Origin of the sequence: Mesorhizobium sp. M7A.F.Ca.MR.245.00.0.0, from assembly GCF_003997415.1 — a bacterium.
GTDB lineage: Bacteria > Pseudomonadota > Alphaproteobacteria > Rhizobiales > Rhizobiaceae > Mesorhizobium.
On the sequence record NZ_RZTE01000033.1, the window covers coordinates 36456 to 58849 of the forward strand.

The following is a 22394-nucleotide window of genomic DNA, read 5'->3' on the forward strand; positions in this document are numbered from 1 at the left end:
CTGAGGCCCCGACGCGATCGTCTATTTCCTATGATCTGCGATTGAGGTCGAGGTGTTGCCGCTTTCAGCGGGTAAGATGCGATAGACGACTTCCGGTACCCTTCCGGTCAGCGAAAAGGAAGGCAACGAGCCGCATTGCCTCAAGCAAAATGTTACCAATAGTGTCCTGTTCCAAAGGGGATGGACAGGTCGTGCCATTCCGGTTCGGGGGAAGGATGGCGCGGCTCAGCATGGCGACACGGTGAAGCGGCGATCGTGGAGCTTTATTGCGGCGTTGACAAGCGGCGCATTCTGGATGAGTTCGAGGCGGTAACCGGCTATTATTCGCAAGCGCGCGATCCGTCTTATGAACCGTCGTGAGCAGAGGCCGTCTGCGGGCAAGAGCCGCAGCCGCTGTTACGGCAGCGATGTCCGCGACGCGCTCATCGTGTTGTGGGAGGATTCGGAGCGGCTGGGTCCGCATCGACGCTCGCGGCGGCCAGCGCCGCCGGGCAGGAATGAGTTCGCAGTTCGCCGCTCGGTGCCAGCCCGCACCTTCGGCGATTGGAAAGATCCGCCGCCCGGCTTTGTTGAGCGCATTCGGGCACGTCTTCGTCAGGGAGCTTCGTGCAGACGATGGTGCTGACCGGATTGCCGCCGGCTGGACCGATTGCATTCCGCTCCGCACGCGCGACAGCGGCAATGTGATCATGGCGATCAAGCAGGCCCGCTCCCGGTTTCGCTGACCCTGTGCTGCTGTTTGCCGGCATCCGCCCGCACAGGAAGAGCTTGTAAAAGCGGTCAGTGCGGAAATCGAGGAGCCGTTGGTCGTCGATCTTCAGCCTGAACGCGGTCGTTTGCTGGTGCCGCAAATCGGCTGTTGCATGTACATCCCTGTCAGACGTCAGTTTTCCTCGCCTATTTTGGTGTCGAGCGCGAAGTGCTCCAACCAATTGCAAGGCTTTTTGGAAATGAGAGCGGCTTTGCGCAGGGCGCTCCGTTGTTAAGCATTCAAGCTACCAAGCCAATGACGCGCAGGTTCCACCAGGCTCGCCAGCCTTGAAGGACAGCGAAAAAAGCAGAGCACGACAGACACAACAGTGCATCAGGACGCCGCAGTCGTTGAAGATGGTGCGCTGCATCCATCCCGTGGATGCATTCGATCCAAATAATCGATTTGTTCAATCAGTTTCTCGAAAGCTAACCCTACCCTCTGTGGGAATCGGGCTCTGAGCCGCGACGCTGCCTTGCGAGCGCAGGGGCTGCACGTAGGAGAGATGATGCAACGAGAAATCGCACGCGGGTTGCTGGCCTCGTGGGTTCGCCGACCGGCGTATTTGAGCCCGTCAGTTGGTCCTCACCCGCGCCTATTGCCACCGAGCGACTTGCATGTCCCTCCGACTCGGACCAGTTCCGAGAGCTGCGACGAGTTGCGCGCCGTGTGCTCCGATCAGATGGCCGCCGGTGACGCGTTCGATGGGCCGTCCCTCTTCGAGAGGAGATGAAATGCGAACGCTGCTCGTGGATCATCATGCGGATCTTGCGCGCGCCATGCGACTTGCGCTCGGGGATGGCGGCTTCGTCGTTGATGTCGTTGGTACTCTGGAACTGGCTTCGAGTGCATTTTCTTGCGCCAGCTATGAAATTCTCCTGCTGGAATTGGCTCTGCCAGATGGCGATGGCTTGGGTTGGCTGAGGCAGTTGAGGACCCACGGGCATTCAGTTCCTGCCGTCATTATGAGCAGCCTTAACGATCTCGATAAGCGAATTGCGATCTTCAACGGAGGTGCGGACGACTTTCTGCTCAAACCCATCTCTACCGATGAGCTTATTGCCAGAATGAGAGCCATTCTGCGCCGGGCGACACAGATGACCGACCTGAGGCTCGTATTTGGCAATCTCGACTTTGATCCGGTCGCCCGCCAGGTTTTCGTTGATGGGCACCCAATGATGATCGCACGTCGCGAACTCTGTATTCTAGAGCACCTGCTTAACCGGGCAGGCCGCATCGTGCCCCGTGCGCAATTGGAAGATCACCTCTATTCATTCAACGACGACGTGTCTGCCAACGCGCTTGAAGTCGGAATTTATCGTTTACGGGGACATCTGACCAGATCAGGTGCAACGCCACGGATCAAGACCATCCGAGGCATTGGTTACATCCTAGAATTGACTGACGCCTCGTCCGCATAGTTTGTCGAATCGAAAGAAGATCTATTTTGCTGATCCTTCAACATCCTTGCCCTGCGCCCAATTGGCGGGCGATCGCCAACAAGGTTACAAGACCTGCAGTGCCCCGTTACCTGGGCCATCTCCTCTGCGCGCTTATTGTGACTTTCCCACTTGGTGTCGCGGCGCAAAACAAGCCGGACAAAGGCCCGCCGCATGCGGCTTCGAATAGCATCAACGCCACGCTGACCCTTTCCTCTTCGCTCGGGGAGACCGTTCATCTGCCCGCGCCAGCCACGACCATCTTTGTTGCTGACCCCACGATCGCGGATTTTCAGGCGCCATCGAGCAAAACAATCTTCGTCTTTGGCAAGAAATCGGGGCGGACCAGCCTATTCGCCTTGGATGGCAATGGCGAGCCTCTCGCCGAATTGCGTATCGTTGTCACGCAACCGATCGGGGATTTACGCGCCATGTTGCGGGAGCAGGTCGGCGACTATCCCATCCGCGTCAACTATACGCCGCGCGGCGCAATCCTTAGCGGGACGGCGCCCGACGCAGAGGTCGCCGACACCGCAAAAAGAGTCACTGAGCAATATCTGGGCGACGGAGCGCAAGTCGTCAACAACATCAAGGTCGCTGGATCCCTGCAAGTTAACCTCAGCGTGCGCGTAGCCGAAGTCTCACGCAGCGCCATGAAGTCACTCGGCGTCAACTTGTCCGCCTTCGGTCAAATCGGCAATTTCAAAGTGGGCGTTCTAAGCGGAAGCGCTGCAAGCGCTGGGTCTGGTTCAACCCAGGGTGGCGGTACAGCAGAAATCGGATTCGACAACGGTGCCGTCAACGTCAGCGCGGTTCTCGACGCGCTCGCCAAGGAGCATATAGCTTCCGTCCTGGCTGAGCCGAACCTCACCGCTATGTCGGGTGAAAAGGCCAGCTTTCTCGCGGGCGGCGAATTTCCCATTCCTGTCCTGCAGGAAAACAGGCAGGTATCGGTTGAATTCCGTCACTTCGGCGTCAGTCTGGAATTTGTGCCGACAGTTCTCAGCAACAATCAAATCAACATTCACGTAACGCCCGAAGTCAGTGAACTGTCGACGCAAGGTGCCGTGCAAATCAACGGAATTTCCGTGCCGGCAGTTTCCACGCGCCGAGCCGATACGGTCGTCGAACTCGCCAGCGGCCAGAGCTTCGCAATCGGCGGTCTAATCAGGCGGAACGTCAACAATGATGTCAGGGCCTTTCCCTGGCTCGGAGAACTGCCGATCCTGGGACCGCTTTTTCGCTCGACCTCGTTTCAAAAAGAGGAGTCAGAACTGGTCATTCTAGTTACGCCTTACATTGTAAGACCAGGCTCCAACCCAAACCAGATGAGCGCACCGACCGAGCGGGCGGCACCGGCTTTGAACGGAGGGGGCGCTCCGACGAATTCCGTGACAAGTCCCCCGCGAGACCGCGCTGCTATCCGTGCGGGCGCGCCAAGCGCCCAGGGCGGTCTCGGCTTCATCATCGAATAGTGTCATCCAAAGATGTTGCGTTTTATAATCCTCTTTGTCGCTCTGGCACCAAGCGTAAGTGGCTGCACAAGCACTACGCCAGTTGATGTCGAACCATCGGCACCAATGCTTGTCCGAGAGGAGACCACCGTCCTGAGGTTGCAAAGCCTGCGCGCTTCCGAACGGCAGCGTTTGCGTGTTTTCCTAGACAAGGCCAGTCGCGGCCGGTTCGATGCCATCCACCTCCTCATCAGCGGTTCGCCCCAGCTCAGCACAGGGGTAGCCCATCAGGCCAGGCAGTTGGCAATCGAAGAAGACAACATTCAATTGCGCGATCAACACGACGCCGGCTCAGTGCGAATTGAGGCGATTGTCTATCACGCCCGTCCGCCGGTCTGTCCCTCATATGGTGCCTTACCCAATGAAGAATCCTTCAAACAGCCGCTTGGTTGTTCGACAGGACATAACCTGGCCGTGATGGTCAACGATCCGCGCGATCTGCTCGACAATCAGGCCGTCAAGGCCGGCGATGGCGATCGTGCTTCTGTACCAGTTGCAACTTACAGAGCATTCGGGACGGATAAAGGTGGCTGATACCGCCCTTATCTCGGCAGCACTCCTACCGGAGATTGAAAGCTTCCAATCGCGTCCTGATTAAAATAAAAGGAACCGCTGGATGCAATATAGGCGCTATATCGAGGGCCTTAGGGCCGTTGCTGTACTTCCGGTCGTACTCTTTCATTTCGGAATTTCGGCGATCCCGGGTGGCTTTAGCGGGGTCGATATCTTCTTCGTCATCTCCGGCTACCTAACCAGCGGAAGCCTCCTGGATGACCTTGAACGCGGCCAATTTTCCATCGTCAACTTCTACTGGCGCCGTGCCCGGCGCATTCTGCCGGCGCTCGTCTTTGTGATGCTTCTCACCTGCATTGCGGCATTGTTCATTCTTCTGCCACCGGATCTGCGCGGATTCAGTCTTAGCATCATAGCTACCTCGACCTTCTGGTCGAACGTTTTCTTCTGGAAAACGTCAAGTTACTTCTCTATCGATGCCGCGCTTCTACCACTGTTGCACACTTGGCCGCTTTCCGTAGCGGAGCAGTACTACATCTTCGCACCAATCCTGATGTTCCTAATCTATCGCTACATCGGGAAGCGCTGGCTGACGACACTTCTTCCGATAATTCTCTGCAGCTTCGTAGTGGCGGTGATGGCGACATCGCTGGCACCCACCGCCGGATTCTATCTGCTGCCGACCCGAATCTGGGAACTCATGTTGGGCGCCCTGCTCATGCTCAAATGCCCCTCGCCGCTGGGCAACCGATTCCTGATGGAGTCGGTGGGGGTGGCCGGATTTGGCCTTCTCGCCATCGGGTTCTTCGCGATTTCGGCGAGTGATCCGTTCCCAGGCTACAACGCCTTGTATCCATGCATCGGAACGGCCCTTCTGATCTATGTTGGCCAAAATACCCCCTCGACGGTCGCCACCCGCATGCTCGAAGTCCGGCCGCTGGTCTGGATTGGGCTCATCTCGTATTCGTTGTATCTTGTTCACTGGCCTCTCAATGCGTTCGCGCACTATCTTTCGTTCCAAAAACTCGATCCGTTGATGACCGGTGCGATGTTGGTGGCAAGCCTCGCATTGGCTGCATTCTCCTGGAAGTTTGTAGAGCAGCCGTTTCGACAGAAGAGGGCCTTCACCTCCCCGGGGCCTATCTTCGCCTTTTCAGCGCTCGCGATCGTTGTCCTTTGTGCCGGCGGAGCGGCGGGGGCGCTCGGCAACGGCTTTCCGCAACGGTTTCCGGACTATGTCCAGCGGCGCATTTCCGTCGGGGACTGGAGGAATGGCATCTGTTTCAACGAGGGCACCAGCCGGATCGAAAGCTGGAATATGGAGGATTGCACGCGCACCAGCGGTTTTCCAACAACGGTTTTTTTGTGGGGCGACTCCTTCGCCGCGCACTATGTTTCCGGCTTGGGTGCTAACATAAATCGATTGCAGGCGAACATCGTTGAATATACGTACGCCAGCTGCGCGCCGATACTCTATTACTACCCTTACGATCGTCTTGATTGTGTCCGGTTCAATCGCAAGGCCTTGGACGTCATCTTGGAAGCGGACATCAAGACGGTTATCCTCAGCGGTAGATGGAGTGACTATGAGGTCAGAGGTTTCGACGGTCTTCAGCAAACAATCGCTACGATTCGTGCCCTGGGCGTGCGCGTGTTTGTCATCGGCCAGTCTCCGCAGTTCCCAACTGACGTCCGGAAAATTGCGTTCTTCGCCAAGCGCCAAAATCTGGACGATACGTCCTGGCCGATCGCGATGGACCCCGACATCAACGAACGTGTGCGCTCATTTACCAAAGGCGCCACATTCATCGATCCGCTGAAATTCCTGTGCAGCGCAGGACGCTGCGCCTATTCCGATAGAGGAGAGTTTTTATATTTCGACTATGGTCATTTCTCTTCAGCCGGCGCCACACTGGCAATCTCGAAATACTGGCCGGCTTTTGGCAAGGACAATGCTCTTCCCAAGACGAAGTAGCGGCTCAGCGGCTGACAAGCACCAGTACGGGTCCCAGTGATAGCTCCTGCTTCCGCAGCAGCCGCGACGATGGAGCTGTTCAGGTTTAAGGCCCCCCGATAGTGACCTGGGATGGGTGCTGCCACGCGGCTCGGACTCAGCGTGCATTATCACGTAAATGTTGAGAGAATGAATGGCGCCGCGAAGGGCAATTCCAGCCGTCCAAAGCGACAGGCGTGTCGCGGCCTCGACATTGCAGTGGCGCTTACCTAACACGGCCTCACACTGCCCTCTAAACGGCCCCGAATTTGAACTGACGGCCCCTGGCCGGTTCATCGGGCAGGTCAAGGGCTAGGCTGTAGTACACAGGGCTCATCCCTTTCAGTTTCAAGTTGGTACGATGGGCCGTGGACGGTTGATGCAGACTTCAAGATGGCGAACGAAGCTCTCCATGCGTGCGTTGTCGAGGCAAGTGCCTTTGCCATGCTCGCGACTGGAGAGATTTCAAAATGAGCCTTGTAAGCGGAGAATGCCGCCGACGCTGTTCGGCTTGCTCGTGCCCTTGACGGCGGTAGGCTCGGCAGGGCCGAGGCCAGAGTTGCCGTAGTGGTCGTAATCGACCTCGGCTGTGACCGTGAAGCCGGGAACGACCATGTAGGCGACGTTTGCAGCCACACCAGAATCCTTGAGCTGATCACCCGAGACCTGAAGGTTGAACGAAGTTTTCTCGTCAAACTCGTAAGTGGCGCCCGCCCAGAAAGCCCACTGGCCGTTCCAGATTTTGTACGAGCCGCGCCCATGATTGGCAATTGCGCCGTTTGAGTCCTCGTTGAGACTGGCATTGGAACCGTAGCCGAAGAGTCCAAACAGCGACAGCTGGTTTGTGACAGCGACGTCGACGCGGATCTTGCCGGCAAAAGCTTCGTAATTGCTGTCATAAGCCGCGACGCCGGTGATCGAGCCCCAGCCTTGCGTGTATTTCAAGCCGGCGACAACGTGCGGAATATAGCTGTCGATAGTACCGGCTGAGCCCGATCCTTGTTCGAGCGAAATCACAGTCGAAATGCCCTTGCCGGCGTCGAAGTGGTACTGAGCCACGTTGGTGTCGAAGCCGGCCGACGGAACGAGCATACTATCGAGAACGTTGCCAGCGTAGCTTACAAACGTATCGAAGGCCGACCCCTCCTTGCCAACTCGCAGGCCTCCCAGCTCGACCCAGGCAGAAGCCAGTGCGAGGCCGCTGTTGAAATCATAGTTCTGAGGACTGTCATGCGAGTTAGCGCTGTTGCCAAAATTCACGTGGGTTTCGGTATAGGTCGTCAACGCGCCGAGCTCGGTCTGCTGGCCGGTCCAAGTTTTGAACGTGAAGCGTGTGCTGTTTCGCCAAGTGCCTTGGTCCTCGCCAGTTCTCACGTCCGAGGTTCTTGCGCTGTCATACGATCGGACGTCACCCAGGCCGATATCGTAACGGACATAGCCGCCGATGCGCAGGCAGGTCTCGGTGTTGGGAATATAGGAATATCCCGAGCCGAGGACGTCGCAGATCTTGATGTACTCGGCCGGTTCCCGCTCGGCGCCAGCTGCTCGACCGACGGAAACGGTCATCAGAGCAGTTAAGCCCAGAAGAGGACTCTTGATGTACATGTCTAGATCTCCATGAAGGAATAAAAAGGATAGAGGCGAAAGAGCAAGCTTTTCCTCTAAATTTTGTGCGTGTTGTCTCCAATATGTGGACGCCAAAGCGCTTGACACGAGAGGTGAGCCAGCGTAAAAGCCACATGTACTTATAATAGTGTTTTTTGCTAGGAGATTCATTATCGTTTACATGTGAAACACTCCGGTCGGACCGCTGCAGCTCTCCGAAATAGAGCAGCAAGCGACATGCCAACCTGAAGCGTAAATGCGGCCGACACCAAAATCGGGCCGACGCGCCTTCGTCTCGCTGGAATCACTTTTTTTGAGGGTCACTGCGAAAAGCAATGTGCGACACGGTTCGCCATGTTCGATATGTGACAGTCTCGTTTAACAGCGACGGCTTCCCGTCTGACCGCAACGCAGGCCGCGCCATGCGCTACCGAGAAGGATCACTGCGCGTACGCTCCGCAAGGGCTGCGCCAGGAACAGAGGGCGTGCACGTCCGAGGCGTCGCATGGTGGCCGCAGCACCTTTTCGCCGCTGTAAGTTCGCCGTGCAGGTACATTGCGCGGCCGGAAGCGAGAGGGAGCGCACCCTGAAACGGCTGCCTACGGCTCGCCTCGAGTAATTGGCGATGAACAGCATTCTCGAGAACTTAGTCTCGACGGAAAGAGCAACGAAAGGAAGCCGCTTGGACGAGCACGATCCGAAGGAAGAACCGATCGAGACCATTTTCCGCAACGGCACAATCACTGCCGTGGGTATCCTGCTTGCCTTTTCGCTCGGCTTCCTCACTCATTGGGCCGCGAACCCCTTGCCATGGCAACTCTACGATCTGTTCGCTGTAGTGCCGATCCTGCTCGGCATCGCACTGCAGATGAGAGCGCTGTCCATGCTGCTCGACATGAGTTCCTTGCGGCGCCCCATCTACGAACGCGCCAATCGCATTTTCATGGTCGGCCTCATCCAGACCGCGTGTGGCGTCGGCATGGCCATCTTGGTCGATCTTTTCGGGATATCGGTAGGGGGCACGCTGCCCGGCGCTTGACGACAAGCCACACCGCCGCTCTTCGCTCGAAGCGACGTCAAGCCGGGGAACCTTGTGCACCCCCTAGCGGCGTCCTCCTTTCATCAAATGAGCCGACGTCAGCTTTAGAGCGTCTCGGTGGCTAAAGCCGGTATGGTTTTTCGGCCGGCAGGGAAGGCCGCTGGCTGGACCTGGATGGCGTCTGAACGAGGCTTGACAGGTCCGTTGCGTCGGACATGAATTTCGCATTGCAAAGTTCTTCCGCAGACGCCTCAAGCACACTGCACTGGCGTCACGTACTCAGACGTTGAATGCGGCACCGCACCATCACCTCAGGCGCAACCATGGCACGCGCGCTCCCCGGCGTGGTTGACCCCATCCTGTCCAAACGAGACTGCGACATAAGCGGGACGCACTGACTTAGGTCAGAGACCAGGACGAGCGCGCAACGAAAGAATGATGGATCAGCGACGTGGGATGACAGCTCCTTGCACACCTCAATCCTGACAAAGTACCGGGACCCCCGGCCGCCTTGGTATACCATCTATCCGACTGTGCCAGACTTCTCTGCGGCAGTTGGTGCTGACGATTATGAGGAATGGCTGGGGGGCCTCCCGGCCGACGAATCGGTGTCGCTCTATTTCCACTTTCCGTTTTGCCGATCCATGTGCTGGTATTGCGGCTTCCCTACCGCGGTCATCCGTCGCAACGGCCCGATCCTTAATTATTTAGCGGTGCTGCGTCAGGAGATCAGTTTGGTGTCGGAGCAAGTGCGGCAAGGGCTGCCGGTGAGCGATGTGCATTTCGGCGCGGAACGCCTCACCTTATCGGGCCAGCCGAGCACTTGGCGCTGATGGAATTTCTACGCCGCCACTTCGCTTTCAGCAAAACTGCTGCGATCGCCGTGGAGATCGATCCCCGAACGTTCACACCGGAAATGGCCGAAGCCCTGGCAGCTAACGGTGTCAACCGCGCGAGCATCGGCGTGCAGAGCTTTGATCCCGATGTGCAAAGGCGATCAATCGGATCCAGAGTAAGGTGCAGACGGCCGCTGCAGTCGAAAATCTCCGCCGGCATGGCGTTGGCCATATCAACTCCGACCTCATCTTCGGTCTATCGAAACAGACTGTGCAGTCCTGCATCCAGACCGCGATGGCTGCGGTCGCCATGCGCCCCAACCGGCTTGCGGTGTTCGGATACGCGCATATTCCTTCCGTGATAAAGAATCAGCGCCTAATCGAGCAGGCAGGTCTACCGGACGGTGATCTTCGCGCCGAACAGGCTGCAGCTGTCGCCGAGACACTGGTTGGCGCTGGCTACCGGGAGATCGGGCTCGATCATTTCGCTCCGCCGGACGACGAACTTGCGCTAGCGCAGAAGACCGGGCGCCTACGGCGTAATTCGCTGGGATACTCGGCCGATACTTGCAAAACCGTGATCGGCTTCGGCGCGTCGGCTATTGGCCGAGTCCGCGAGGGGTATGTTCAGAACGAAGTAACACGGGATTCTTACGCTCGGCACATCGCAAGTGGACGTCTGGCGACATCAAAGGGCCACCGTCTGACCGACGATGACCGGGTGCGCGCAGCGATCATCGAGCGACTGATGTGCGATTTGGAGGCCGACGTGCCGACCATCTGTGCCGCCCACGAAATCGAACCAGCTCGTTTTCTCGATTCAGTTGAGAGTTTGGTGACGCTGGCTGAGGAGGGGATCCTGGACGTCGAAAACGGCTTCATCCGCGTGCGGCCGGAGCACCGCTTTGTTGTTCGCGCCGTTGCTGCTGCATTCGATGCTTTTCTCGCGAATCGATGAGTTGAGGCCACGACGCCGAAAGGCATCAGACCTTGTTTGGCGCTCGTCGGCATGGGCTCTCGCAGAAGACTCCGCAAGCGTATGCAGGGGACTTCCACTTGACGCCGCGTTCACCATCATCTCGCCTGGGTGCGCGCGAAAGCGCACAACCCGGAGCACGCTGCTCTCGGTGTGAGGCTGTGCTCTGCAAAGCACCGGTGATCCACCCTGTCCCTGGACAGCAGCTTGATGGCGTCATCTTGGAGGACGAGAAAAGATTGTCGAGGTACGGGTACGAATTGCCTCGGTCGTCCGTTCAATCGAAAGCACTGTCTGCGGAGGCACCTCTCCTTCATGCAGTGACAGGAGATGCTGGGCGACTTCCTTATCTGCTGCGGTGAGTCGATGATTTAGGCGGAGAAAGTCCATCCAGGTGGGGGTGCGGAATGTCTCCGTCCAAAGTGACGGTGTTTGCAGATTTCGCTGGAGCGTCCAGTTTCGTGCACCGGCACGGCTCTGGACGTGTCGCCGCGTGCGCATGGAGCCCAGAAAGGCCTCGATATTTTCCTCCGATATCAAATACTCGACCTTGGCCACGATAGGGCCACTTCTGGGTTTCAGATCGAGAGCCACGTCCGGCGGATGAAAAACTGAACTTTCTTGGTCGGTTTCTTCCCAGGGACGGACCGGCAACACGATCCCCGCTGCTGCAACCAGCAACAGAGCGCCTGCGGCGCCCTCCAATGCTGAGGTCAAGGAATAGTTTTGCGCGACAGAACCCCAGATCCAGCTGCCAGCAGCCATACCGCCTGCGCTCAAGGCGTAGTAAATGGAGAGCGTGCGGCCTACAACCCACCTTGGGCTTGCCAACTGCACCGACACGTCAATGCCCGTCCAGGTGATAAGCCAACCCGCTCCGCCGAGCGCCAGCGAAATGGCCGCCACAGGAACCGACGATGTAAGGGCAAGGGAGAGGCAACAGACTGCACAAGCCACAGAGGCGAAGGCCACCAGCCTGTTTTGAGACGTGACCTTCCTCAAGAAGCCGTTGCCCATGCCCGCGATGAAAGCACCCATGCCGAAGCCGGCCAATAAGATACCGTAGACAATTGGCCCACTCTTCAACTGATCCCGGACCACGAGGGGGAGCAACGCCAGAATGGAGATGCTTGCCAATCCGAAAAGAGCGGCTCGGGCGGTCGCTGCCCTGATCTCCAAAGACATCGCCGTAAAGCGCACTCCGTCATGAATTGCCGTCGTCATTCTCTCACGAGGGAGAGGCGAAGAGCGGACCTCCCATTTGGTGCGCCATATCGCGCTTATGGGCGCCAGATCACTCACCGCAGCCAAGGCGAAAGCGGCCAGCGGCCCAAAGACGGCCAGGATCACGCCCCCCAAGGCCGGACCAACGCTGCGCACAATGTTGTATCCGACGGACATAAGCGTCACTGCGGCCGGAATGTCGCGTTTGTGAAGGATATCGCCGACCGAAGCGTGCCAAGCCGGATCATTCAAGGCAAAGCCGCAGCCGGCCAGGAAACCTAACCCGAGAATCAGCCAAGGACTGACAAATCCCAGACCCACAGAAATCATCAGCGTCGTCGACGCCGATGCTATCAGGCAGTGTCCCGCAAACATCACCCACCGGCGGCTGAAGTTGTCGGCAATGGCTCCGGCGAAAACTGAGAGGAAGAACACCGGCAATGTGGATGCGGCCTGGACGAGTGCCACCATGAGGTCGGACGCTGAAATCGTTGCCATAAGCCAACTGATGGCGACCGTTTGCACTAGCCAACCGAGGCTCGAAATCTGGGTGGCCGCCCAAATTGAGCGAAACACCTTGTTTCGAAATGGGGCGAGCGTCTTTGAAACGGGCGGTTGAGGATTTTCGCTCTGCATGAGGTATTGCTGGCCTTCGATGAGCGCTGCGATTTGAGCAAGCGGGTCGATACTTAGACATCGCGGAGCACCGCACGGAACCCAGCTCTATGGAGCTTGCCGGCGACTATTTACGTATTGAGCCATTCTCATAGTCTCATTCATGAGCAGTCCTGTGCGCAAGCATTGCTTTGCTAAATTCCCACCACAAGCGCGCCGCCGCTGAGACCCGCACCCGCTGCCGCCAAGAGGACTTTCTCGCCAGGCCGAAACGGCTGCGCCCGATGGGCCAGCGACAATGAGAGCGGGATCGTCGCGGCGGAAGAGTTGCCATATTCGGCGATCGTCTTGACGATCGAGTGATCAGCGATGCCGAGGTTCCTGCCGACCGCGTCGAAAATGCGCGCATTGGCCTGATGCGGCACGAAACGATTGAGGTCTTGCGGCCTCAGTCGGGCAGCAGTGAGCGCATCTCTCGAGCAGGCGGTCATCATCTCCACGGCCTTGCTGAATACTTCACGGCCGTCAGTGATCGTCATCCGTGTCTGCGCGAGGTCGAGGTCGGCATGGAACGGAGTGTTGCTTCCCCCGGCGGGAATCTGGATTAGCCCGTAGCGCGAGCCGTCGGAATCCACCGAAGCGCCGAGAATGCCTCGATCCGGGTCATCGCAAGGACTGATCACCATGGCGCCGGCGGCATCGGCAAACAGCACGGCGCTGGCGCGCTCGGCCAAATTGATGCGGTGGCTGAGGATGTTGGCGGCGATGACAAGGCTCGCTTTGCCGTGCAGGCGGGTGAACCCGTCGGCGAACATCAGCGCATAGATGAAGCCGGCGCAGGCGCCGGTCAGGTCGATCGCTCCGGCGCGGCCTAGCCCCAGCCGATGTGCGACCAGCGGCGCGCTTGGCGGCAGAAGGTGATCGGGCGTCGACGTGGCGAGCAAGAGTAGACCGACGTCGCCGCGGTCGATACCGGCATTGGTCAGCGCCATGTCGCCGGCAGAGGCGGCAAGGCCCGACAGCGTGTCTTCGTCTGTTGCCCAGAAGCGCGAGCGAATTCCGGTGCGCCGCTCGATCCAGCCGGGCTCAAGCCCGAGCCGGTCTTCGATTTCCGGGTTCTCGACCTTGCGCGCCGGCGCATGATGGCCGAAGCCGAGAACGCGCGACGATAGGTTCATGGCCGCGAGCCGAAGCGTTCGCCGGCCTCCTCTATCGCGTCATAGAGCCCGTCCAATTCGTCGCTGGTGATGCAATAGGGCGGCAGAAGATAGAGGACATTGCCGAGCGGGCGCACCAACAGGCCGCGCTCAAGGAAAAAAGCGCGCAGTTTTGGCCCGATCTCGGCCAGATAACCGGCTGAGCCGGTGCGTAGGTCGAGTGCCGCGATGGTGCCGGTTGTCCGGCAGTCGGTGAAATATGGATTGTCCCGGAAGCGTTGCAGCCCCGCGGCCTGCCTCGCGCTCAAGACCGCGATCCGCTCGGCCACCGGCTCGTCACGCCAGATCTCGACATTGGCAAGTGCTGCCGCGCAGGCGATCGGATTGGCGGTGTAGGAGCTCGAATGGAAAAACGTCTTCTTGCGATCCTCCGAAAAGTGAGCGTGGAAGATGGCATCGGTGGCGATCGTGGCGGCCAGCGGGATGGTACCACCGGTCAGACCTTTCGACGTGCACAAGATGTCCGGCGAGACGGACGCCTGTTCGCAGGCAAACATGGTTCCGGTGCGCCCCCAGCCGGTCATCACTTCATCGGCGATCAGCAGCGTGCCGGAGGCTTCGGCGATCCTCTTCAATTCGGCAAGAACCCAGGCCGGATACATCAGCATGCCGCCGGCGCCAAGCACCAGCGGCTCGACGATCAGCGCGGCTGCGCGCCGGTCGCTGCTAACGGCCTCGAACCGATCCAGCGTTTCCTGCTCGCGCCCGGCGGCCGGGAAGGGGATGGCGTCGACCTCGAACAGCAAAGGATCATAGGCGGCGTTGAAGACGCCGCGGGCGCCGACGCTCATCGCCCCGATCGTGTCGCCATGATAGCTGTGCTCCATGACGGCGATGCGCGAACGCGGCGCGCCGATGTTGCGGAAATAGCCGAGCGCCATCTTCAGCGCGACTTCGACTGAGGTCGAGCCACTGTCGGAATAGAACACCCGGTCGAGGCCGGCGGGTGCGATGCCGACAAGCGCCTCGGCCAGCCGTTCGGCCGGCTCGTGGGTGAAGCCCGCGAAGATGATCTGGTCGAGGCTCGACGCGGTCGTCTCGATGGCCTTCATGATGCGGGGGTGGCGATGGCCATGGGTGACGACCCACCAGGAAGAAATCGCATCGAGGATGCGGAAGCCGTCGGCCTTGTGGAGATAGGCGCCTTCAGTCAGCACGATTTCAGGGACCGAGGGCTCTAGCGCGTGCTGCGTGAACGGATGCCAGACTCGAGACTCCGCCATCAGTCGCCTCCGGCAATCATGGCCAGGTCGAAGCCGGAAATCATTGCATCTCTCAACGTTTCACCCGTCAGCGGACCGAGGTGCGGCAGCCTACCCAGCTGCGGCACGCCGCCGAATTCCACGATTGTCCTTTGTGTATCGGCCACCTCTTCGCCAATGAAGGCAATGCCGATGAGCGGGATGGAGCGGGCTCTCAGGGCCTCGATCGACAACAGCGTATGATTGATGGTGCCAAGCGCGGTGCGGGCGCACAGTATGACCGGCAGCCGCCATTGTTCAAATATGTCAATGAACCTTGTCTGTCGATTGAGCGGCACCATCAGCCCGCCGGCGCCTTCGATGACGAGCGGTGTCGGCAGGACCGGAAATGAAAGATCGTCGGCCTCGATCGCGACGCCGTCGATTTCGGCTGATCGATGCGGCGACAGCGGCATCGTCAGTCGATAGACTTCGGGCAGCACGCGTCCGTCGGGCAAGCCGGAAAGCCGGGCGACGACCTCGCTGTCGGTCTCCTCGTTGAGGCCCGATTGCACCGGCTTCCAGTAGAAGCCGTCGAGCAGCCCGGCAAGTCCGGCCGAAAACACTGTCTTGCCAATTCCAGTGTCTGTTCCGGTGACGACGATGCGTTTGGTCATGCTGTGGCCAACACTCCGACGAGAGCCTCGACCATGGCGGAAATGTCGGCTTCGTCGACGTTGAGAGTCAGCGAAATGCGCAGGCGCGACGTACCCTCAGGCACTGTCGGCGGGCGAATGCCGCGTATGTCGAAGCCGCGTGCCTGCAGTCCTGCCGCCACCGCCATGGTGCGGCTGTTATCGCCGATCACAAGCGGCTGGATCTGCGAACCGCTGGGCATCACGCCGCAGCGTTCGGCCAATTGCCGGCTCGCGAAAGCGACACGCTCGTGCAACTGAGCACGACGCATAGGCTCGTCAGACAGAATAGTCAGCGCCTCACGTGCCGCGACTGCCATCAGCGGCGATGGTGCGGTCGCATAGATGAATGGCCGGCACCGGTTGATAAGATAGTCGCACAGTGTTCGCGGTCCGGTAACGAGCGCGCCGGATGCGCCAAGCGCCTTGCCGCATGTGTGGAGCGTGACGATGTTGTCGCGGCCTTCATACGCGGCGGCCAGTCCCCGGCCGTCCGGTCCCCAGACGCCGGTGGCATGCGCTTCATCGACGACGATGAATGCCTGGTACCGATCAGCCAGCGCGACCAGGCTCTCCACCGGCGCACGGTCGCCATCCATGCTGTAAAGGCTTTCTAAGGCGATCCACACCCGCCCCATGCCGCCTTCGGCGCGCCAGCGGGTGATTGCGTCCTCGACAGCGTCGACGTCGTTGTGCGCGGCCAGCTTGAACTCAGCGCGCCCGACCTGGGCACCCTCATGCATGCTGGCATGAGCGAGCTCGTCGAGGACCAGCAGGTCGCCTTTCTGCGGCAGGGCCGTCAGCAGAGCGAAGTTGGCGATATAGCCGCTGCCGAAGAACAGTGCACGCTCGGCTCCGAAAAATGCCGCTGCGTCCGCCTCCAGTTGCTCATGTTCCGGTGCATTGCCGCGCAACAGCCGCGATCCGGTGGCGCCCACTGGCGTGCCCCGCGCAATCGCCGTCGAAACCGCATCGCCCAGTCTTTTGGAGGCGGCAAGTCCGATATAGTCGTTCGACGAGAAGTCGAGCCCGGCGCGCGGTGCGAGCGTCCGCAACCGGTCCTTGCGCCCCAGTCCCCGCAAGGTTGCGTCATAGCGGGCAAGAATTGCCTCCTTCATTGCGTGGCGAGTTCCATAGGCTCAATGCCGAGGCGCCGGAACAGAAGGGTATCCTTGTCCTCGCCGGGATTTCCCGCCGTCAGCAGCGTGTCGCCGACAAAGATCGAATTGGCCCCGGCAAAGAAGCACAGCGCCTGCGTTTCGTCGCTCATCGCCGTCCTGCCGGCGGACAGCCTTACATAGGATTTCGGCATCATCACCCGCGCGAGCGCAACGATGCGGACGAAATCGATCGGATCGATGGCGTCGGCCGCGGCAAGCGGCGTGCCTTCGATGGGAATAAGCATGTTGATCGGCACGCTTTCCGGCGGCTCAGGCAGGTTCGCGAGCGTGACCAGCATGTCGATGCGATCGGTCTTTTCTTCTCCCATCCCGACAATGCCGCCGCAGCAGACTTTCATCCCAACCGCGCGCACGTGCCCAAGCGTTTCCAGCCGGTCGGCAAAAGTCCTGGTTGAAATAACCTCGCCATAGTAGCGCTCAGAGGTATCGATGTTGTGGTTATAGTAGTCGAGACCGGCCTGCTTCAGGCGAGCAGCTTGCTCAAGATCGAGCATGCCGAGCGTCATGCAGGTCTCCATGCCGAGGGCCTTGACGTCCTCAATCATGGCGACCACAACGTCCATGTCGCGCTCCTTGGGACTTCGCCACGCCGCGCCCATGCAATAGCGCGTTGCGCCGCCATCACGCGCCTTGGCCGCTTCGTCGATGACATGCTTGACGTCCACCAGCTTCGACGCCTTCACACCGGTTTCGTAATGCGCAGACTGGCTGCAATAGCCGCAATCTTCGGGGCACCCGCCGGTCTTGATGCTAAGGAGCCGCGACAGCTGCACTCGGTTTCGATCGAAGTTCTGGCGGTGGATCGTCTGAGCCAGGAACAGCAGATCGTTGAATGGCATGCCGTAGATGGCCTCGGCCTCTTTGCGGTTCCATCGCGGAGGCGTTCCATCGACCGATTGCATGGTCTGGTTCACGTCGAACTCCGAGTTCATTCCAATCGTCATCGTCAAACCTTTGTTTGCTAGTCCGGTACGCCTTCTTGGCTTTGGGGCGCACTCGCTAAAGGCGAGCTGCGGCACGTCTTTCCAGCACCTCCTACGCCTGCCGAGCTGATGTTGCTCCTCACGCCGTAATCCTCAGTTCAAGTGCTTGCAGATGTTCTGGTGGTCCGGCATGTCCAGGCCGATGTCGAGGATCGGGGCGCTGTGCGTCAGCCAACCCATGGAGATGAGATCGACACCGGTCGCCGCAATCGCCGCCGCCGTTTTCGGCATCACCCGACCGGACGCCTCGGTGATCGTACGGCCATCCACTATAGAAACCGCGCGGGCAAGATCCTCGACCGACATATTGTCGAGCAGCACCGCGTCAACACCAATCGCGAGCGCTGCATCGAGCTGCTTCAGCGTGTCGACCTCGACCTCGACCTTCACCATATGCCCTGCTGCGGCGCGCGCCCGCTCTATTGCTGTGCGGATATCGCCGGCGATCGCGATGTGGTTGTCCTTTATGAGCACGCCGTCATCGAGGCCGAACCGGTGATTGGCACCGCCGCCGACGCGCACGGCGTATTTCTCCAATGCCCGCAGCCCGGGCGTCGTCTTTCGCGTCGATACAATCCTCGCCTTGTGACCGCGCACGGCCTCAACCATGGCCGCTGTGGCAGTGGCAATGCCGCTCAGCCGGCATAAGAAATTGAGGGCCGTGCGTTCGGCCGTGAGCAGGCCTCGTGCGGGTCCGGACAATCTTGCAATGGTTTCCCCGGCCCCAACCTCGCTGCCATCAGGGCGCCAGATCTGGATGTTGATCGCCGGTTCCACGAGAAGGAAGGCATACGAGACCAGATCGAGCCCGGCAACGACGCCCGCCTGCCTCGCTTTGAGCACCAACGTGGCAGTGCAATCATACGGGATAACCGCATCGGTGGTCAGGTCGCCGGATCTGCCCAGGTCTTCGAGGAGCGCAACGCGCACAATCGGTTCGATCAGGGTCGCGGGGAGGGGGGAGAATGAAGTCATATCAAGTGCTCCGTATGGTAGCCCGGCAATCGAGTGCGGCCGCGGCCCGCATTGCGCTGTGCAGTGTGAGCCGTGATGGGCGCACGTTGGCATCGTGGAGCGGGAAATCGGACCGACAGTGCGCGCCTCGACTCTCTTCCCGCCTCAGGGCCGCCGCGGCGATCATCAGTGAGACCAAAGCCGGACCAGAGGCAGCGACACTATTGGCTGCGATCGGCAGCAGGGTCGCCACCGCTTCGCGCATTGCCTCGCCGTCGCGGATGATACCCAGGGCGGCGGAGACAATCGGGCGGACCACGGAAGCGTCTGGTCGTGGAGGGACGAATGTGGAGCATCTGCGCGGTCGCCGGGTATACGACGTGCCGGCAACGCTTTCGGCAACCCAGCTCGCGGTGACCGCCGCTTCGGTGAGCGAGTTGCTGGCCAGGCGGTTGGCGCCGTGCAGGCCGGTACAGGCCACCTCACCGCAGGCCCACAATCCCTCGATGGAGCTGCGGCCGGCGCTGTCTACGGCGACGCCGCCCATGTGATAATGTGCCGCCGGGCGCACCGGGATCACGTCGGTCGCGGGGTCGATTCCTGCGCTCCGGCACAATTCGGCGATGCCTGGAAAACGCTTGCCAAATCTCGGGCCGAGACTTTGCCGTGCGTCCAGGAATACGCGGCGTCCAACGGCAAGCTGGTGCCAAATGGCGCGCGCTACGACGTCGCGAGGCGCAAGTTCACCGCCAGGTGTGTCGGCGAGGAAGCGCTCTCCTCGCTCATCGATGAGCACCGCGCCTTCGCCACGCACGGCTTCGCTCACCAGCGGCATCGGCCGGCGCGGACCGTCGAGCGCAGTTGGATGGAACTGTATGAATTCCAAGTCGGCGAGTTCCGCCCCCGCCCATGCGGCGAGCGCCAGCCCGTGACCCCATGAGCCAGCGGGGTTTGTCGTGTCGCAAAACAGCCCGCCGACGCCGCCGGTCGCCAGCACCGCGCGACGCGTGGGCAGAGCGAGCGCGCCGGCTCGTCCTGCTGCGACCACGGCGATGACCGACCCGTCCTGCACGACCAGCCGGCGGACCTCCACATTTTCGATAATGGTGATCGAGGCTGTACGCCGAACCGCGGCGACGAGCGCGCGCACCAACTCGCGACCGGTGGCGTCGCCGGCTGCATGCACAATCCGCCGTCGCGAGTGTGCCGCCTCGAGCCCAAGTCGCAACGCGCGGTCAGGGTGCTGGTCGAAGTCGACGCCGAACCTTTGGATCGTCCTAATCGCTTCGGGTGCAGCTCGTACCACTCGCCGCACCGTGGCCTCATCGCAGAGTCCGTCGCCGGCAGCTATCGTGTCGCAAAGGTGAAAATCTGGGCCGTCGTCGCCCCCGAGACTTGCCGCAAGACCGCCCTGGGCAAGTTCACTGCAGGCTCCGGTTCCAAGCGGCGCGTTGGTCAAAAGCACGACCGGTTCCGGCGCCAGATGAAGCGCCGTCATCAGGCCGGCAATGCCGCCGCCGATGACGACCGGCGCCCCGGCGATGTCGCGAACCTCCAGACTCATAGGGAAAGCATGCGCTCGACCGCGCGGCGGGCGGGGCCGGCAATTTCGGGATCAATCCGGACCTCATGCCGGTTCTGCTCGAGTGCGGCGCGAATGTTAGCCAGGTTGATGCGCTTCATGTGCGGGCACAGATTGCATGGGCGAACGAACTCGACGTCGGGATGCGCGACCGCGACGTTGTCGCTCATCGAACATTCGGTCAGAAGGACGACACGCGTCGGTTTCTCACGCTCGACATAATCCGACATCGCCGCGGTCGAGCCGGAGAACTCCGCCTCCGCGACAACGTCTGGTGGGCATTCTGGATGGGCCAGCACGATGACGCCTGGATGGGCATCGCGCAGTTCCCGGATGTCTGCTGCGGTGAAGCGCTCATGCACCTCGCAATGGCCTTTCCAGGCGATGATCTCTACGTCTGTATCGGCTGCCACGTTCCTCGCCAGATATTCGTCCGGGAGCATCAGCACACGCGCCACGCCAAGCGATTCCACCACCGCCTTGGCGTTGCCGGACGTGCAGCAGATGTCGGACTCCGCTTTTACGGCGGCGGAAGTGTTGACGTAAGTAACAACGGGGACCCCCGGATACCGCAGCCGCATTAGCCGCACGTCGTTTGCCGTGATCGATTCGGCCAGCGAGCAGCCGGCGCGGAGATCCGGGATGAGCACGGTCTTGTTCGGATTGAGCAGTTTTGCCGTCTCGGCCATGAAATGAACGCCGGCAACCACGATGATGTCGGCGTCGACCGTCACCGCCTTGTGGGCCAACGCCAGGCTGTCGCCGACGATGTCTGCCACGCAATGAAAAATTTCGGGCGTCTGGTAATTGTGCGCCAGCACCACCGCATTGCGCTCACGCTTCAGCGCTAAGATGGCTTCAATATCGCCGGCGAACGCGGGCCATTCAACGGGTGGGATCACCCGCCGGACACGCTCATACAGGGACGCAGCCATAGGTAACGCCCCAGTCATTGGCGCCTCGATTATATTCGGTTTGACAATAAGGGAATATATCTACCTTGACTATAAGTATGTCAAGCCCGCGCCAGCGGTAATTTTGTCCCGGCGATAGCCCTGTCGTCGAGGACGGCATGCCGGAAGCGATAAAGCTTCGCCGGTCGGCCGCCCGTGTCGAGGGAGGTCTCCCCGGTCTCCTCAACAAGTTCCTGCTGCTCGACCAATCTCCGGAAGTTCGGCTTGTTGATCAGCCTGCCAGCCAAAGCTTCCACGGTTCGCTGCAGTTGCAGCAGCGTGAAGGAAGGCCGCATAAGCTCGAACACGACCGGCCGGTATTTGATCTTCGAACGCAGCCGCGCGATCCCGGTTGCCAGAATACGTCGGTGGTCAGCGACCATTGGTTTGCCAGCCGCGGCCGCAATCGCGTCCCTGCCGCCACCGGCCTCCTCAATCAGAGCAGCTTCATAGAGCAACTCGTAGCGTTGGAGCGTGAGTTCCTCGTTCCAATGGCGGTCGTCGAAGCCGAAGGCTATCGCAGCGCGCTGCCGGCGCTCGCGTTGAGTGGTCGGCTCGCTGGCGCCGCCGGCCCACTCAATCAGGCGGGGCCGCAATCTATCGAGCAGCACAGGCGGCGTGCCGAAGCGGTGGTCCTCCCAGGGAAAATATTCGTACCAACTTTGCCAGCCGCACGCGGCCGAGTTCGTTGCCTGTTCCTTCCTGGTCAATGCGAGATAGCTGATTGAGATGACGCGATGGTGGCGCTCAGTGCCGATGCGATCGCGATCGGCGAAGGTGTAGAGTTGCTCGATGTATCCAAGTGCATGGCCGGTCTGCTGCTCCACCCACCCCCTCAAACCCGACTGCAGTGATCGATGCTCAAGGGCAAAAGGTCCAGAAGGGAGGGTGTCCGCATGACCGACTGTGAGGACACAGGGCTCACTGTCGTTTACGGCGACCACGACGGCAGTCAGGTCCACTTTAGCTTCGTCAGCTTTGACGGCGGCTTTGCCTTTCTTGGTTCTTCTTGTCTGAGGATCCATGTTTGCGAAAGCGGGTTGGCCCAACGGAGCGCCTTAATCGATTGAATGTAACCTTGGCAGCCAGCACGTCAACACCGGAGTACTCAAGCGCTGTTTTTAGCTCTTCGCAGTCGCACAA

Annotated in this window: 16 protein-coding genes and 2 pseudogenes; 7 read left to right on the forward strand and 11 right to left on the reverse strand. The window is 60.1% G+C overall.

Going from position 1 to position 22394, the window contains the following annotated elements:
* Nucleotides 1–505: 505 nt before the first annotated feature.
* From EOB80_RS35535 to EOB80_RS25920, 5 genes and pseudogenes are all read left to right on the forward strand, one after another.
* Nucleotides 506–674, forward strand: a pseudogene (locus EOB80_RS35535) (transposase); the annotation flags it as partial.
* A gap of 811 nt (nucleotides 675–1485) precedes the next feature.
* A complete protein-coding gene (locus EOB80_RS25905; protein WP_024505585.1) occupies nucleotides 1486–2172 on the forward strand; it encodes a response regulator transcription factor in 687 nt (228 codons plus the stop codon).
* Between the two features lie 71 nt (nucleotides 2173–2243).
* On the forward strand, nucleotides 2244–3665 hold the full coding sequence (locus tag EOB80_RS25910) for a type II and III secretion system protein family protein (protein WP_245463569.1): 1422 nt from the start codon (nucleotides 2244–2246) through the stop codon (nucleotides 3663–3665).
* A gap of 12 nt (nucleotides 3666–3677) precedes the next feature.
* Nucleotides 3678–4238, forward strand: coding sequence for a CpaD family pilus assembly lipoprotein (locus tag EOB80_RS25915; RefSeq protein WP_127319504.1), 561 nt, complete (start codon nucleotides 3678–3680; stop codon nucleotides 4236–4238).
* An 82-nt stretch (nucleotides 4239–4320) separates the two neighbouring features.
* A complete protein-coding gene (locus EOB80_RS25920) occupies nucleotides 4321–6192 on the forward strand; it encodes an acyltransferase family protein (RefSeq protein ID WP_127319502.1) in 1872 nt (623 codons plus the stop codon).
* Between the two features lie 483 nt (nucleotides 6193–6675).
* Here the strand turns inward: EOB80_RS25920 and EOB80_RS25925 are convergent, their stop codons facing one another.
* Nucleotides 6676–7815 (reverse strand): porin, encoded by a 1140-nt coding sequence (locus tag EOB80_RS25925; RefSeq protein ID WP_127319500.1) that lies wholly within the window; start codon nucleotides 7813–7815, stop codon nucleotides 6676–6678.
* 682 nt (nucleotides 7816–8497) lie between these two features.
* Here EOB80_RS25925 and EOB80_RS25930 point away from each other — a divergent pair.
* Both EOB80_RS25930 and hemN read left to right on the forward strand, forming a co-directional pair.
* A complete protein-coding gene (locus EOB80_RS25930) occupies nucleotides 8498–8854 on the forward strand; it encodes a hypothetical protein (protein ID WP_024505577.1) in 357 nt (118 codons plus the stop codon).
* Between the two features lie 467 nt (nucleotides 8855–9321).
* Nucleotides 9322–10648, forward strand: a pseudogene (hemN, locus tag EOB80_RS25935) (oxygen-independent coproporphyrinogen III oxidase).
* Nucleotides 10649–10882: 234 nt separating this feature from the next.
* Here hemN and EOB80_RS25940 read toward each other — a convergent pair.
* The 10 genes from EOB80_RS25940 to EOB80_RS25985 form a co-directional block, all read right to left on the reverse strand.
* On the reverse strand, nucleotides 10883–12526 hold the full coding sequence (locus EOB80_RS25940) for an MFS transporter (protein WP_024505576.1): 1644 nt from the start codon (nucleotides 12524–12526) through the stop codon (nucleotides 10883–10885).
* Between the two features lie 173 nt (nucleotides 12527–12699).
* Complete coding sequence (locus EOB80_RS25945) at nucleotides 12700–13683, reverse strand: beta-ketoacyl-ACP synthase III (RefSeq protein ID WP_024505575.1); 984 nt, start codon at nucleotides 13681–13683, stop codon at nucleotides 12700–12702.
* Complete coding sequence (locus EOB80_RS25950; protein WP_127248564.1) at nucleotides 13680–14945, reverse strand: adenosylmethionine--8-amino-7-oxononanoate transaminase; 1266 nt, start codon at nucleotides 14943–14945, stop codon at nucleotides 13680–13682. Before EOB80_RS25950 ends, EOB80_RS25945 begins: the two co-directional genes overlap by 4 nt.
* Nucleotides 14945–15580 carry a dethiobiotin synthase gene (bioD, locus tag EOB80_RS25955; RefSeq protein WP_063169254.1) on the reverse strand — a complete coding sequence of 212 codons (636 nt, stop codon included), beginning with the start codon at nucleotides 15578–15580 and terminating at the stop codon, nucleotides 14945–14947. The genes EOB80_RS25950 and bioD overlap by 1 nt, the downstream gene beginning before the upstream one ends.
* Nucleotides 15577–16716, reverse strand: coding sequence for an 8-amino-7-oxononanoate synthase (locus tag EOB80_RS25960; protein WP_127319498.1), 1140 nt, complete (start codon nucleotides 16714–16716; stop codon nucleotides 15577–15579). Before EOB80_RS25960 ends, bioD begins: the two co-directional genes overlap by 4 nt.
* Complete coding sequence (bioB, locus tag EOB80_RS25965; RefSeq protein ID WP_245463568.1) at nucleotides 16713–17681, reverse strand: biotin synthase BioB; 969 nt, start codon at nucleotides 17679–17681, stop codon at nucleotides 16713–16715. The genes EOB80_RS25960 and bioB overlap by 4 nt, the downstream gene beginning before the upstream one ends.
* 174 nt (nucleotides 17682–17855) lie before the next feature.
* Complete coding sequence (nadC, locus tag EOB80_RS25970; RefSeq protein ID WP_024505570.1) at nucleotides 17856–18737, reverse strand: carboxylating nicotinate-nucleotide diphosphorylase; 882 nt, start codon at nucleotides 18735–18737, stop codon at nucleotides 17856–17858.
* Between the two features lies 1 nt (nucleotide 18738).
* Nucleotides 18739–20280 carry an L-aspartate oxidase gene (locus EOB80_RS25975; RefSeq protein WP_127330663.1) on the reverse strand — a complete coding sequence of 514 codons (1542 nt, stop codon included), beginning with the start codon at nucleotides 20278–20280 and terminating at the stop codon, nucleotides 18739–18741.
* Nucleotides 20277–21251, reverse strand: coding sequence for a quinolinate synthase NadA (gene nadA, locus EOB80_RS25980; RefSeq protein ID WP_095486074.1), 975 nt, complete (start codon nucleotides 21249–21251; stop codon nucleotides 20277–20279). Before nadA ends, EOB80_RS25975 begins: the two co-directional genes overlap by 4 nt.
* A gap of 62 nt (nucleotides 21252–21313) precedes the next feature.
* Nucleotides 21314–22276: a hypothetical protein gene (locus tag EOB80_RS25985; RefSeq protein WP_127319931.1), complete on the reverse strand. Its 963-nt coding sequence runs from the start codon at nucleotides 22274–22276 to the stop codon at nucleotides 21314–21316.
* Nucleotides 22277–22394: the final 118 nt, after the last annotated feature.